The 12942-nt window shown below is 41.4% G+C and carries 13 protein-coding genes; 9 read left to right on the forward strand and 4 right to left on the reverse strand.

Going from position 1 to position 12942, the window contains the following annotated elements; genetic code table 11:
* Positions 1–92 precede the first annotated feature (92 nt).
* The 4 genes from J7I93_RS12245 to J7I93_RS12260 all read left to right on the forward strand — a co-directional run bounded on the left by J7I93_RS12245 (position 93) and on the right by J7I93_RS12260 (position 4302).
* A complete protein-coding gene (locus tag J7I93_RS12245; protein ID WP_214726148.1) occupies positions 93–869 on the forward strand; it encodes an enoyl-CoA hydratase-related protein in 777 nt (258 codons plus the stop codon).
* 186 nt (positions 870–1055) lie between these two features.
* Positions 1056–2066 (forward strand): ABC transporter substrate-binding protein, encoded by a 1011-nt coding sequence (locus J7I93_RS12250; protein WP_214726149.1) that lies wholly within the window; start codon positions 1056–1058, stop codon positions 2064–2066.
* A gap of 435 nt (positions 2067–2501) precedes the next feature.
* Complete coding sequence (locus J7I93_RS12255; RefSeq protein ID WP_214726150.1) at positions 2502–3533, forward strand: ABC transporter permease; 1032 nt, start codon at positions 2502–2504, stop codon at positions 3531–3533.
* Entirely contained in the window at positions 3508–4302 is a 795-nt protein-coding gene (locus J7I93_RS12260; protein WP_214726151.1) for an ABC transporter ATP-binding protein, read from the forward strand. The genes J7I93_RS12255 and J7I93_RS12260 overlap by 26 nt, the downstream gene beginning before the upstream one ends.
* A 313-nt stretch (positions 4303–4615) precedes the next feature.
* Here the strand turns inward: J7I93_RS12260 and J7I93_RS12265 are convergent, their stop codons facing one another.
* Positions 4616–5167, reverse strand: coding sequence for a helix-turn-helix domain-containing protein (locus J7I93_RS12265; RefSeq protein ID WP_214726152.1), 552 nt, complete (start codon positions 5165–5167; stop codon positions 4616–4618).
* A 134-nt stretch (positions 5168–5301) separates the two neighbouring features.
* Between J7I93_RS12265 and J7I93_RS12270 the strand changes: the two genes are divergently transcribed.
* From J7I93_RS12270 to J7I93_RS12280, 3 genes are all read left to right on the forward strand, one after another.
* The gene (locus J7I93_RS12270) at positions 5302–6030 is read left to right on the forward strand and encodes an AzlC family ABC transporter permease (protein WP_214726153.1); all 729 of its coding nucleotides are present in this window, start codon (positions 5302–5304) and stop codon (positions 6028–6030) included.
* Positions 6023–6328: an AzlD domain-containing protein gene (locus J7I93_RS12275; protein ID WP_214726154.1), complete on the forward strand. Its 306-nt coding sequence runs from the start codon at positions 6023–6025 to the stop codon at positions 6326–6328. The genes J7I93_RS12270 and J7I93_RS12275 overlap by 8 nt, the downstream gene beginning before the upstream one ends.
* A gap of 413 nt (positions 6329–6741) precedes the next feature.
* Positions 6742–8031 carry a M48 family metallopeptidase gene (locus tag J7I93_RS12280; protein ID WP_214726155.1) on the forward strand — a complete coding sequence of 430 codons (1290 nt, stop codon included), beginning with the start codon at positions 6742–6744 and terminating at the stop codon, positions 8029–8031.
* A gap of 232 nt (positions 8032–8263) precedes the next feature.
* Here J7I93_RS12280 and J7I93_RS12285 read toward each other — a convergent pair whose 3' ends face one another.
* The gene (locus J7I93_RS12285; RefSeq protein WP_214726156.1) at positions 8264–8905 is read right to left on the reverse strand and encodes a Type 1 glutamine amidotransferase-like domain-containing protein; all 642 of its coding nucleotides are present in this window, start codon (positions 8903–8905) and stop codon (positions 8264–8266) included.
* A gap of 65 nt (positions 8906–8970) precedes the next feature.
* Positions 8971–9207: an IDEAL domain-containing protein gene (locus tag J7I93_RS12290; protein ID WP_110065404.1), complete on the reverse strand. Its 237-nt coding sequence runs from the start codon at positions 9205–9207 to the stop codon at positions 8971–8973.
* Between the two features lie 200 nt (positions 9208–9407).
* Between J7I93_RS12290 and J7I93_RS12295 the strand changes: the two genes are divergently transcribed.
* On the forward strand, positions 9408–9977 hold the full coding sequence (locus J7I93_RS12295; RefSeq protein ID WP_214726157.1) for a competence protein ComK: 570 nt from the start codon (positions 9408–9410) through the stop codon (positions 9975–9977).
* A gap of 102 nt (positions 9978–10079) precedes the next feature.
* Here J7I93_RS12295 and J7I93_RS12300 read toward each other — a convergent pair whose 3' ends face one another.
* Positions 10080–10469 (reverse strand): YhjD family protein, encoded by a 390-nt coding sequence (locus J7I93_RS12300; protein WP_214726158.1) that lies wholly within the window; start codon positions 10467–10469, stop codon positions 10080–10082.
* A gap of 271 nt (positions 10470–10740) precedes the next feature.
* Between J7I93_RS12300 and J7I93_RS12305 the strand changes: the two genes are divergently transcribed.
* On the forward strand, positions 10741–12726 hold the full coding sequence (locus J7I93_RS12305) for a S9 family peptidase (RefSeq protein ID WP_214726159.1): 1986 nt from the start codon (positions 10741–10743) through the stop codon (positions 12724–12726).
* Positions 12727–12942 lie beyond the last annotated feature (216 nt).

The following is a 12942-nucleotide window of genomic DNA, read 5'->3' on the forward strand; positions in this document are numbered from 1 at the left end:
TCTGCCCTTTTTTCTTTTAAATATGAAAGGGTTTTCATTAGATTTATCGAATAGAAATTATGTAGCTATGGAAATGGAGGAGAGATGTACATATGAGTTCTATCACAGTTGAATTTAAAGAACATATTGCGGTCGTAACGATTAACCGCCCGGATGCGCTGAATGCCTTTAATTATGAAACATTAGCAGAGCTTCAGGAGTCTGTTGAAAAATTACGCACCAATCCTGACGTACGTGTGGTTATTTTTACAGGAGCCGGTGAAAAAGCTTTTAGTGTTGGTGCTGATTTAAAAGAGCGCAGAACTTTAACAGATGAACAAGTCCGCAGGAATATTTATAAAATAGGAGAGGTATTCTCTTTAATCGATCAGCTCCCGCAGCCAACAATTGCAGCAATAAACGGATTTGCCTTTGGGGGTGGAATGGAACTGGCTCTATCATGCGATTTCCGTATAGCAGTCTCGGGAACTTCCATGGGGCTTACAGAAACAAGCCTTGCTATTATTCCGGGAGCAGGAGGTACCCAAAGGCTGCCGAGATTAATCGGCCAGGCAAAAGCGCTTGAATTAATCTTAACGGCTAAAAGGCTTACTTCTGAGGAAGCGTTTGAGTATGGAATACTTACAAAAGTAACGGATAGAGATAATCTGTTAAATGAATGCCTTGAATTTGCAAATGGAATGCTGGCTAATGGACCGCTGGCACTGCAGCAGGCAAAGTTTGCAGTTAAACAGGGAATGGGTGTTGACCTTCAAACTGGGTTGCAAATTGAGAGAAAAGCCTACGAAGTCATTATCCCGACAGAAGATAGAGTAGAGGCACTAGAAGCTTTTGCTGAAAAAAGAAAACCAGATTTTAAAGGAAAATAGGTTGGCAGCCAAAAAACACGGCAGAATTTGCCGTGTTTTTTCTATTAAATTATTAAATTTTTAGAAAATAATAAAAAAGGTCTTGAATATTAAGCGTCTTAACTATATAATTTAGTGAATAAAAGCATAAAAGCATAAAAGTGTTGAAGCGAAGAGAGACAGAGAATAAGAGGGGGATCATCTAAAATGCTTGGAAAATTAAAATCTCTTAAACCTATAGCTGCGGCAGGTGTTCTGGGAGCGGTGCTTCTTAGCGGGTGCGGCAGTGAAAGTACTAATGGAGGCAGCAGCTCTTCAGATAGCAATAAAGAAGATTCATTTAAGGTAGGGGTGACCCAGATTGTGGAACACCCTTCATTGGATGCCGCATTGGAGGGCTTTAAGAAAGCATTGGAAGAGGAAGGACTCGAAGTAAGCTATGATGTACAAATCGCCCAGGGCGATCAAAATAACAACCAGTCGATTGCGAATAATTTTGCAGGTGACGGAGTGGATTTGATTTTTGCCAATTCCACGCCAAGTGCATTGAGTGCTCTTAATGCAACAAAGGATATACCTATTGTGTTTACTTCAGTAACGGATCCAGTAGGGGCTCAATTGGTCAAATCTATGGAAGCTCCGGATGGAAACATAACAGGTACAACCGATACTCATCCTGACGCCATTCCAAACATGGTTAAATTTATCGATGAACAGTTTGATGCTGGCACTGTGGGCGTTATCTATAATTCTGGCGAACAAAACTCAGAGGTGCAGATTGAAAAGGTGAAGGAAGCTCTTTCAATCACAGATATGAAGCTTGCTGAAGCTACCGTTTCCAATTCATCAGAAGTAAAACAGGCGGCTGAGTCACTTGTAGGCAAAGCGGATGTAATCTACATCATTACCGATAATACAGTCGTTTCTGCTTTGGAATCAGTTATTCAGGTTTCAAATGACAATGATATACCTTTATTCGTAGGGGAGCTTGACTCTGTAAAACGCGGAGGATTTGCAGCTTACGGGTTTGACTATGAAGATATCGGTTATGAAGCAGGAGCAATGGCTGCGCAAATATTAAAAGAAGGCAAAAAGCCATCCGAACTTCCGGTTCAATATCCTCAGAATTTAAAGCTGGTTATCAATAAAAAAGCTGCTGAAGAGATGGGGATTGAACTGAAGGAAGAATGGAACGGCCTTGCTGAGTTTGTTGAATAACACCAGCAAATAATTAGCGCTTAAGCTTTTCTAATAGATAAACATCGAGAACTGTCTAGCTCCAGCACCTACCCCTCGAGGACACAAGCTTGTCTTGTTGCGGCTCCTAGGGACTCGGGGTCATAAGCCGTTTCCTTCCAGAAGGAAAAACACCTTCTTACAGGTACCGTCTTATGCCTGTCGTCCCTGTACAGTCGCCTCCACATTTCGGGCAATCCTCCATAAAGGCGAAGAACGCCTTTCCGTGAGGCTCGCCTTGTGCTTGAGGCCCCCAGGACAAGGAAGGCTTCGTCAGCATAATCATCGCACGACCAAAAGCGGCAGCTTTTGGGAGGATGGGGGTCATGCAGACGTTGCCACAGGACGTGGCGTTCTTAGTCTGCGTTCCTTCGTGGGTAAGGCGCTTGCGCTTTTCTAATAGAAAGGAAGATTACTATGCCAACAGCCATCTTTGGTTCCATCGAGGCGGGAGCAATATATGCCTTGATGGCGCTGGGCGTTTACCTATCATTCAGAATACTGGATTTTCCCGACCTGACGGTTGATGGAAGCTTTGTCACAGGTGCATCTGTAGCAGCTGTCATGATTGTAGGAGGATTTAATCCGTTTTTGGCTACAATTGCAGCCATGCTGGCGGGTTTTGCGGCAGGCTGCTTAACCGGGCTGCTTCATACAAAAGGAAAAATCAATGCGCTCTTATCAGGAATTTTAATGATGATCGCATTGTACTCTATTAATCTCCGGATAATGGGCAAGTCCAATGTGCCTCTTTTGTCAGAGGAGACTGCTATGACGAAGCTTACAGAATTCTGGCAGGGACTTGGGGTTGATCAGGCTATCCAGAGCATGACGGCTGCACTGGGAATGAGCTTTGTACCGAAAACCTGGGGGATTCTTATCTTAATGCTTATTCTAGCACTTGCTGTAAAAGTACTGATTGACCTATTCCTAAAGACAGATGTCGGTTTGGCGATTCGCGCGACAGGTGATAATGAAACGATGATCCGCAGCTTTTCGGCCGACACAGATCTTCTTAAGATTTTTGGATTGGGCATTTCAAATGCGCTGGTTGCTTTTTCTGGAGCACTAGTGGCGCAGTATAACGGGTTCAGTGACGTCGGCATGGGAATTGGCATGATCATTATCGGCCTTGCATCCGTTATTATCGGTGAAGCTATTTTTGGAGCAAAAACAATTGTAAGAGCTACTTTGGCCGTAATCGGCGGAGCCATTTTATATCGGATTATTGTAACGCTGGCATTAAGAGTTGAGTTCCTGGAAACAGGAGATATGAAGTTGATTACAGCAGTAATCGTTATTAGTGCACTTATCCTTCCAAAGCTGATTCAGCAGCAAAAAGAAAAGCAAAGAAAGCGTCGGAGGCTAATGGAAGCAAAAAAAAATCAGGCATCTAATGCTTACGGGAAAAGTGGTGAACAGCTTGCTGCAGTTAAATCAGATTCATAAAGTGTTTAATGAAGGAACACCTGATGAAAAAATCGCTTTGCACCGTATTGACCTGCAATTAAAGCCAGGCGACTTTATGACGGTTATCGGCAGCAACGGGGCGGGAAAATCAACTCTTATGAACATGATTTCAGGAAAATTGATTCCTGATATGGGGGATGTTTTGATTGATGGTTCCGATGTTACCCTTGTAAAGGAGCATAAAAGATCCAAGCTAATTGGGCGGGTTTTTCAGGATCCTATGGCAGGTACGGCTCCATCCATGACGATAGAGGAAAATCTGGCCATTGCATACTCCAGGACAATGAAACGAGGTTTACGCAAAGGCGTTTCTAAAAAAAGACGTGAATTTTTCCAGGAGAAACTGGAAATGCTGCACCTTGGACTTGAGAATAGGCTTTCAGCCAAAGTCGGGCTATTATCAGGCGGTGAGCGGCAGGCCTTATCCTTATTGATGGCTACTTTTACAGAACCGAAAATTCTGCTGTTGGATGAGCATACAGCTGCATTGGATCCGGCACGTGCAGAACTGATTACCAATCTTACAAAAGAAATTGTTGAAACTTACAAACTCACAACCTTAATGGTAACGCATAATATGCAGCAGGCACTAGACCTCGGGAACAGGCTGATCATGATGGACAAAGGCCAGATCATCTTTGAAACGAATGAAGAACAAAAACAAAATCTGACTGTGGAAAAATTGCTGGAAGAATTCCAGAAAATCCGCGGCGAAAAAATGAGCAGCGACAAAGCTGTATTGATTTAAATAGGAGACCGGACAGGGCGTAATGCTTGGTCCGGTTTGTTTAGTTGGAAAAGACAGCGCTTGTGCGATAGAGGTCCACAATGAAACCAAGATTTATTATTAATGGGAGAGCAAAATTGTCACACCCAGGATGAATTGTGCCAAATGTAAGATACATTTTTTAGATGCTAGATAAATTTTCAATCTAGTAAGATAAAAAGAATTCGATGCCGGATAAATGCCTAATGCTGTAAGATAAAATGGAAAATATACTGGATAAATGGAAAAAGCCCAGAAAAAAAGCATACCGCCTGTCAGCGATATGCCAAAAATTTTATGGATAATACATAACTGCCTGATACCGGATCAATACCTCGCCCTTATTTTTATATGTGTGGGCTTTATTCGCCAGGAATTTAACGGAGTTGCCTGTACGGACTGTAATCCGCTGGTCGCCAATTATTAATTCAAGTGTGCCTGACATAACGGTGATATATTCTTCAACACCTTCATTATGCTTATCAGATGTATGCTGGCAGCCTGGCTCAATTTCTACAGTAAAGATTTCAAATTTTTTGCGCGGGTCAAACGGAAATACGGGATATACCCTGTAATTGCCCATGCTTTCCATAATGGGGGTAATCGTTTGCAATTCTATAAAATGCACATCAGAGGACTCCTCATTAATAAGTGAGGAAAATGAGACTTGTAGGCCGCTGGCAATTTTCCAAAGGGTAGTGACAGTTGGATTGGATTCTCCCCGTTCAATTTGCCCAAGCATTGCTTTGCTGACACCAGTCAATTCTGCAGTAGCATCAAGGCTGTATCCTCTTGTTTTTCGAATATTCCTCAGGTTTTCCCCAATACTTTTTTGAATATTCTCCATGATATCCTCCAAAATCATTGTGTAATATAACGCACGAATGTATAATATGTTATATTAAATTGTCGTACTTTATATTATGTCTATTATAGTATATTTTTAGAACCTATTATTATATTTTTGGGGCGGTGAACGAAATGGCAGAAATTGCAGTCAACAAGCCTGCTACTGAGTACAGGAAAGGATTCCAGTCAGGGATCAGCATCGCGATTGGATATGCCCCGGTTGCCTTGACATTCGGGCTGCTGGCAAAAACAACCGGGCTTTCAATTGGTGAAACAGTATTAATGAGCTTTCTCGTGTTTGCCGGTGCAGCGCAATATATATCGCTGAGCCTCCTTTCATTGGGAACAGGAATTTTTGAAATTATCCTGACGACCTTTATAGTGAATATCAGGCATTTTTTGATGTCCACTTCCCTTAACGAAAAATGGGAGGACGACCAGATAGCGAATAAAGCTATCCTATCCTTTGGAATTACTGACGAAACCTTTTCAGTTGCTGCAGTCCGCGATGAAAAGGTAACAAGCGGATATATGCTTGGACTTATCTCTATTTCTTACACCAGCTGGGTGGTCTGCTCGGGGCTTGGGCACCTGATTGGGGCGAGTCTTCCGCAAACCCTGCAGGAAAGTATGTCTGTTGCGCTATATGCCATGTTTGTTGGCCTCCTTGTTCCTTCAATGAAAAAAAGTGCTAAGGTAGTATTCCTTGCTGCACTGGCCGCATGCTTTAATATTATTTTTACTTTGACCAATGCTTTATCAACTGGCTGGGCAATCGTATTGGCAACCCTTTTATCTGCTGTAATGATTGAATTGATTGAAATGGTGAAAAATAAGCAAAGGGGGCAGGAGCATGAGTAGCCAAATGGTATGGATGATAGCTGGCATGGCATTAGTTACCTATATTCCGAGACTCTTGCCTTTTGTGCTGTTCAAAGGCAAAGAACTGCCGGGCTTTGTTCAGGGAGTTTTAAAAAATGTTCCCTATGCCACATTAGGGGCACTTATTTTTCCTGGAATCTTGTTTATAAATGAGGATATTTGGTTCGGGCTGCTGGGCGCTGGTGCCGCTTTTATTGCAGCCTTTTTAGGAGCAAATGTCATTGTAGTCGTTTTAGGATCTATTGCTGTTTTATCTGTATATTCGTTCCTTATTTAGATATGATAATGATAGATTGTGCATTGAACCGGTTCATAGAGCCGGTTTTTTCATTAGAAAATTTATTTTGCGGAAATGATTTTAAACGGGTCATGGACATAAGCTTGAAGCTGCAAAAATATCGTTTGCCGGTATTCACGCAATTTGGCCGGTAGATCCTAATAATCAGATCAGCCGGTAAATTCATTTTCACCTGCTGATCCGGAGTCGGAAAACCGCAAAACTTACATTTGGCCAATAAACATTGCTCATTGGACGATAAATCATGGCAGCGGCCTGGCTGGAATATCTGGAACCAGTGGCAGTGAACACCAGCCCTAATCATTGAATGAATGTCCAACTAAAATAGTTCTAATTACAGATTTTTATACTAAACTAATTATAGAATGGTTGTACCAAAAGGGGGGAATCAGATGGCAAGAAAATTAGGCTTTTACGGCGCGTTAGCCTTTTGCTTATACGGCTTATTTTTTTATTGGTATTTATTTTACTTTGCGGATAACAGTCTGCCGTTTGAATATGAAGGCTCACGGGCAGATCCTGCAACATTCCTCAACGGCAGGGAATTGATGCTTAGTGAGGAATATTCAAAAATAAGAAATTTACTGTTTTTCATCTCCACACCCTTTGAATGGGTCTTCTATTTATTCATTCTTCTATTTGGTTTGTCAAAGGCTTTTAAAAAATGGGCGGAGCAATCTACACCATATAAGTTTCTGCAAACAGCTATTTATCTTATTTGGCTTTCATTTTTTGCGTTTATCGCCACGATGCCATTAAGCTACATCAGTTTTTCATTATCGAAAACTTATAATATCTCGACTCAAAGCTTTAGCGGGTGGATGAAGGATGAACTCATTGATTTTTGGGTTAATTATGGAACGATGGTCCTGATTGTATCGGTTTTATATTGGCTGATTAATAAGAGCAAGAGAAGATGGTGGCTTTACGCATGGCTTCTATCTATTCCTTTCACCTTATTTATGATGTTTTTGCAGCCTGTTGTCATTGACCCTCTTTATAATGATTTTTACCCTTTAAAAAATAAAGAACTTGAAACCAAAATACTTGAACTCGCAAATCAGGCAAATATCCCTGCTGAACATGTTTTTGAGGTCGATATGGCTGAAAAAACAAATGCGCTGAATGCCTATGTTACAGGTATCGGCTCTAATTCCAGAATTGTTCTTTGGGACACAACCCTGAATAAATTAAATGAAGACCAAATTCTGTTTATTATGGCACATGAAATGGCCCATTATGTTGAAAAGCATATCTATATCGGAATCGGAGGCTACTTGCTGCTGTCCCTGCTGGGCCTTTACCTGACCGCTAAATTAATGGAAAAGGCAATTGATAAATGGGGAAGGGCGCTTAAAATTCCTGCTGTAAATGATATAAGGTCCTTGCCATTATTCTTAATGATTCTTTCAATGCTTTTGTTCATTTCCAGCCCGTTGACCAATTTGGTTTCGCGATACCAGGAAACAAGGGCTGATCGTTATGCGATTGAAATGACCGAGGATTCGGATGCTGCTATCCAAACATTTCAGGAGCTGACAAGGGCAGGCTTGAGCCAGGTGAATCCGCCGCTACTTGTGAAAGTATTCCGGTATGGCCATCCAACCATGCTGGAACGGATTTCAATGCTGGAGGAGTTTGAAATTAAGCAGAGACAGAAGGAGAGAGAGCAGGCTCAATAAGGGTGCCCATTATTATATTGGCTGTGTTAAAGCTAAATGTTGATTTAGCACCCTGATGATTGGAGCGGAAGGCACGAGACTAGCGAGTCAAAGGGAGACCCCAAAGGCGCTAAGGGACGAGGAGCGTCGGACCGCCCGCTGTTCGCTAAGTCCCTGAAGCGGAAATCACCAGGCAAGTTTAACAGAGACATTCTATTAAGAAGTTAAAAAGCAGGCCCATTGGGTCTGCTTTTTAGATCTTTTTATATGTATGAATGCTTCCATCCTTAAAAGCTGGTATTTCATTAGTAAAATAAATACCTGCTCCATCATCAATTCCATAACCAACTGAAGCACCAGTCCTTTTCATAGCCGCTTTTAAATTTTCCCTTTCGTTCCACTTTGTAAAATGGACACTGATAGCACAATCACGGATCAATCCGAGCCCATTCAGAAAAAGATGCTGCTTTTTCGGCGTGTCAACTGGAGGGATTATACAATGCTCCGGGCATATTAAAGCCCCTGCCGAGAAGCCTGCCACGGGGATGCCTTCCCAATACATCTTCCTGATGCATTCACCAAGACCTGTTTCCGCTATAAAGCTCCTGTATTTTTCAGTTTCGCCACCGCCAATAATGATTCCGGAGCAACAGAGCAGTTCCTCAAAAAGTGAAGCTGACGAAGAAGAGGACAGCGGAAGATAGGTGCAATCTTTAACTCCGTATTGCTTTAAAGGCCTTGTATACTTGTCCATATAGTTTATCCAGCCTTCCCTTTCCAAAAAGAGTACTGCTACTTTATTTGTAGATGCAGAAGAGAGCTCTGCAAATTTTCTTCCTGAAATTTCTCCGAAAGGCGGGCTGCCGCCCATTAAAAATAAATGCCTGTCACTCAAGAGTCATTCTCCTAACTGTAAAAATAAAATCCCCCGCTTTTTTGGCGGGGGGCAACTTTAATTTGCTAAGTACCGAAACGTTTGGAAAGTTCCCTGTACTGGTTTGATAAATGGATAAATGCCGGCTTGTTTCCTTCGTCAATGGCTGCGTCCACTTTTTTCATTAATTTTTCTTTTTCTGTGTTCAGCAGGATCTCAGAAATCAGCATGTCAATGTAAAGGTCAAGAACAAAGGACTCTTTCTGCTGCTTGCGCTTCATGGCGCTCGCTTTCATTAATTCGGTGTATGATTTTTCCTTCATGGAAATCACCCCTGATGCTTTTTAATATTATATGGAATTCCTTCTGAATATTCAACTAAATTTTTTAAATTTTTAGAAAATATTTTCATGGATGTCGAAAATGTGAACATTTTAGCAACTATTATCGAAAATTAGTAATTTTTAGATTAATTGGTGCTATTATGAAAATGCGGCGGTATACAAAAAAAGGAGATGAAAAAATGAGAAGCCCAAATACTCAGCTAATCGAAGAATATGAGATCAATCCAAATACGATGATTATCAAGCCTCTCCCTTATGGCCTTAAGGTTTATTCACAAATTTGGGGGCTTGATGAAGAATTGACTTCCCCATTTAAACCCATTGAAATTATTAAAAAAAGCTGCAGGTTTTTCGGTTCAAGCTATGAAGGCAGAAAGGAGGGTACGCGCCAATTGACCGGAATAACCCACAAGGCTCCGATTACAATTGACCCCACAAACTTCATTTATTTTTTCCCAACAACCTCTCCAAGCAATCCTGAATGCATTTGGATTGCACAGGAGCATATTCTCTATTACAAACGGACTAATGACGGAAATACAGAGGCGGTTTTCAAAAATAAGCAAAGTTTTATTCTTCCAGTGTCTTACAATACTTTTAATAACCAGCTGCTGAGGACAGCATTGCTAAAAACAACTCTAATAAGCAGGATAGAAGAATCAGAGAGAAAGGCACTATACTTTTTAAATGGTTCCAGAAGTTTGAATGCTTCGGAGAGAGCGGGAGCATATGGTGCAAGAAGGGATTAGGGATAGCAGGATAAGCGAGAAGCATGCATGTTTTCATGCTTCTGTTTTTCCGTGTATATTACAATATTAAAAGCAGGCTCTTCCCATTACAAATTTATCGAATTAATTTGCTTTTAGGTTTTTGCCAGTTCCGGTCACATGCCTTTTAAACAGATAATATACCATTAGCTCCTGAACTTTGTTGCGGATGCGGGGATTAAAGTAATTATGACGCTCCTCGTAGCCTTTATAGAGAAACATGAACATGGTAAACGCGTCATCTCGTTTAATTTCATGAACCTTGAGCTGGTTTTTGTTCATATAGCGTTTGACTTCTGATAGTTCATTTTGTATGACTTTCAGGGTTTCTTCAACTAAATCAAGATAAGGCTGTTTTAGTTTGAAGGGACTTTTATTAATAACAATCAGATCACGGTTTAAAATAGTTAATACCATTGGCAAATAGATAGCCTGTTCCATTACGTTACGGTCTTCCTCAGGAATTCTCGTCATAATCTTTCTACTCCCTTAATCAAAAGTTGCCTGCTATTTCACGAGCTTGCAAGTTTCATCCAGATAATCTTTCCAGAACAAGTGTTCCTATTTAATTTTACAAAGGAAAGCTTCTCCTTGCAAGAGCCTTTATTTGTCGAATAAGGTGAAAGCCCCCTATCCACATCATTTCCATTTAGCAAAAAAAGTTTCACCTATTAGCAGAATGAGAAGGGATTTTATTTCTAATGTCGAAATAAGTAGAACAGCATAGTTAGGAAGGATGGAAGAAATGACACAAAAGAGAGCAATACAACCTGAAGATCTTTATGAGTTAAAGTCGGTTGCCGACCCGCAGCTATCCTCGGATGGGTCCGGTTTGGTATATGTTGAGACGAAAATACTAGAAGATAAAAATACATATAGCTCGAATTTATTCTATATAAATGCCAGCGAAAAGAATAAACCAGTCCAGTGGACGTATGGTGAACATAAAAATCATTCACCGCGCTGGTCTCCGGATGGACGAGCGCTTGCATTCGTTTCCGATAGGAGCGGCAAACCGCAGATTTATATTATGAACATAACAGGCGGTGAAGCACGTCAGCTGACCCAGTGCACAAATGGCGCTTCCAATCCTGTTTGGTCACCGGACGGAAAAAAGCTTGCTTTTAATGTATCTTTGAAGCCAGATGAAGAAGCGGGGAAAGCGGAAAAACAGGAAAAGCAAGATGAGAAGCCGGTTCCGCTTGAAATTGATAAAATGAAACACAAATCAGATGCTCAGGGATTTTGGAGCGGAAGATACAGCCAAGTGGCAGCTGTAGATATAGAGACTGGCATGATTGAACAGCTAACTTCAGGTGAGCATGACTATCAGGTGCAAAGCTGGTCCCCTGATGGAAAATCAGTGGCTGTAACGGCTGATTTAAGCGAAGAAAAAGATTTTTCTTTTGTAAGCGATGTTTATCTCGTCAATCCTGAAACAAAAGAAATGAAAAAGGTAACGAACGGCAAAGGTTATTTTGGTAATGCTACATGGTCACCAGATGGAAAATATCTGGGCATGTTCGGACACGAAAGAGAATATGAAAATGCCACACATACAAAGGTTTGGATTTACGGCCTTGAAACTGAAAACATACAGTGCCTGACTGCGGATTCTGATATTTTGGCAGGGGATTATGCAATCGGAGATTTCCAGCAGGGTGTAGTGACACCAGGAATTCTTTGGGCAGAGGACAGCAGGAGTTTTTATTTCCTGGCCACGGACAATGGCAATACAGTTGTTTATTATGGCTCTTTGGAGGGCGAATTGTACCCGGCGCTTCTGGATCAGCAGCATGTGTATGGTTTGACTACCGGCGGAAATATCAACCAGGCAGTCGTAGCCATCAGCAAGCCTGCATATCCTGGCGATTTATTTTTGCTGGACGTACCAACGGGAGAATTAGAACAGCTGACAAATGTGAATGAAGAGTTTTTGGGCAAGGTGGAGCTTGCAGATGCAGAGCCGATTCAGTTTAAATCTTCAGATGATTGGGATCTGCATGGCTGGATCATGAAGCCACTCCATCTGCAGGATGGCGACAAAGCTCCGCTTGTAGTGGAAATCCACGGCGGGCCTCATGCGATGTATGCCAATTCCTATTTCCACGAATTTCAGTGCCTTACTGCAAAAGGCTATGCCGTATTATTTATTAACCCAAGAGGAAGCCATGGATACGGCCAGCAGTTTGTTGACGCTGTAAGGGGAGATTACGGCGGCAAAGATTATGAAGATATTATGGATGCAGTTGATTACGCGCTGGAAAACTATGATTTTATTGATAAAGACCGGCTTGGCGTGACAGGTGGAAGCTATGGGGGCTTTATGACCAACTGGATTATTGGGCATACAAACCGCTTCAAGGCAGCAGTCACACAGCGCTCTATCTCCAACTGGATCAGCTTTTACGGGGTAAGTGATATCGGCTATTATTTTACGGATTGGCAAATTAAAAGTAATTTGAATGATATTGATAAGCTATGGAAGCATTCTCCGCTTGCCTATGTGAATGAAATGGATACACCATTGCTGATACTTCATAGTGAAAAAGATTACCGCTGTCCGATTGAACAGGCAGAGCAATTATTCATTGCTTTAAAGCATCGTAAAAAAACAGCTAAATTTATCCGTTTCCCTGAATCGAACCATGAACTATCAAGAAGCGGGAAGCCTAACCTAAGAATCAGCCGTCTCAACTATATTGCTGGCTGGTTCGATCAATACCTATAAAAAATTGCCGCAGGCCTTCGGGTTTGCGGTTTTTTAGTTTGAATTGTGAAATAATTGGAACAGGAAGCATAGAAATCAACGGAAAAATGGATATATCAACGAAATTTTCAATTTATCAACGAAAGACTGTATATATCAACGAAAAAGCCGATATATCAACGAAATTAAATTTTTCTGCCCAACCGCCCCAAAGGTTTAAGATTATCAAAATAAGTT

It is taken from the genome of Bacillus sp. ISL-47, assembly GCF_018613175.1.
In the GTDB taxonomy this organism is placed as follows: Bacteria; Bacillota; Bacilli; order Bacillales; family Cytobacillaceae; genus Cytobacillus.

Coding starts and splice junctions, on each gene's coding strand:
- J7I93_RS12245 (WP_214726148.1), top strand. CDS start 93: ATGAGTTCTATCACAGTTGAATTTAAAGAACATATTGCGGTCGTAACG.
- J7I93_RS12250 (WP_214726149.1), top strand. CDS start 1,056: ATGCTTGGAAAATTAAAATCTCTTAAACCTATAGCTGCGGCAGGTGTT.
- J7I93_RS12255 (WP_214726150.1), top strand. CDS start 2,502: ATGCCAACAGCCATCTTTGGTTCCATCGAGGCGGGAGCAATATATGCC.
- J7I93_RS12265 (WP_214726152.1), bottom strand. CDS start 5,167: ATGGAGAATATTCAAAAAAGTATTGGGGAAAACCTGAGGAATATTCGA.
- J7I93_RS12270 (WP_214726153.1), top strand. CDS start 5,302: ATGGCAGAAATTGCAGTCAACAAGCCTGCTACTGAGTACAGGAAAGGA.
- J7I93_RS12275 (WP_214726154.1), top strand. CDS start 6,023: ATGAGTAGCCAAATGGTATGGATGATAGCTGGCATGGCATTAGTTACC.
- J7I93_RS12280 (WP_214726155.1), top strand. CDS start 6,742: ATGGCAAGAAAATTAGGCTTTTACGGCGCGTTAGCCTTTTGCTTATAC.
- J7I93_RS12290 (WP_110065404.1), bottom strand. CDS start 9,207: ATGAAGGAAAAATCATACACCGAATTAATGAAAGCGAGCGCCATGAAG.
- J7I93_RS12295 (WP_214726157.1), top strand. CDS start 9,408: ATGAGAAGCCCAAATACTCAGCTAATCGAAGAATATGAGATCAATCCA.
- J7I93_RS12300 (WP_214726158.1), bottom strand. CDS start 10,469: ATGACGAGAATTCCTGAGGAAGACCGTAACGTAATGGAACAGGCTATC.
- J7I93_RS12305 (WP_214726159.1), top strand. CDS start 10,741: ATGACACAAAAGAGAGCAATACAACCTGAAGATCTTTATGAGTTAAAG.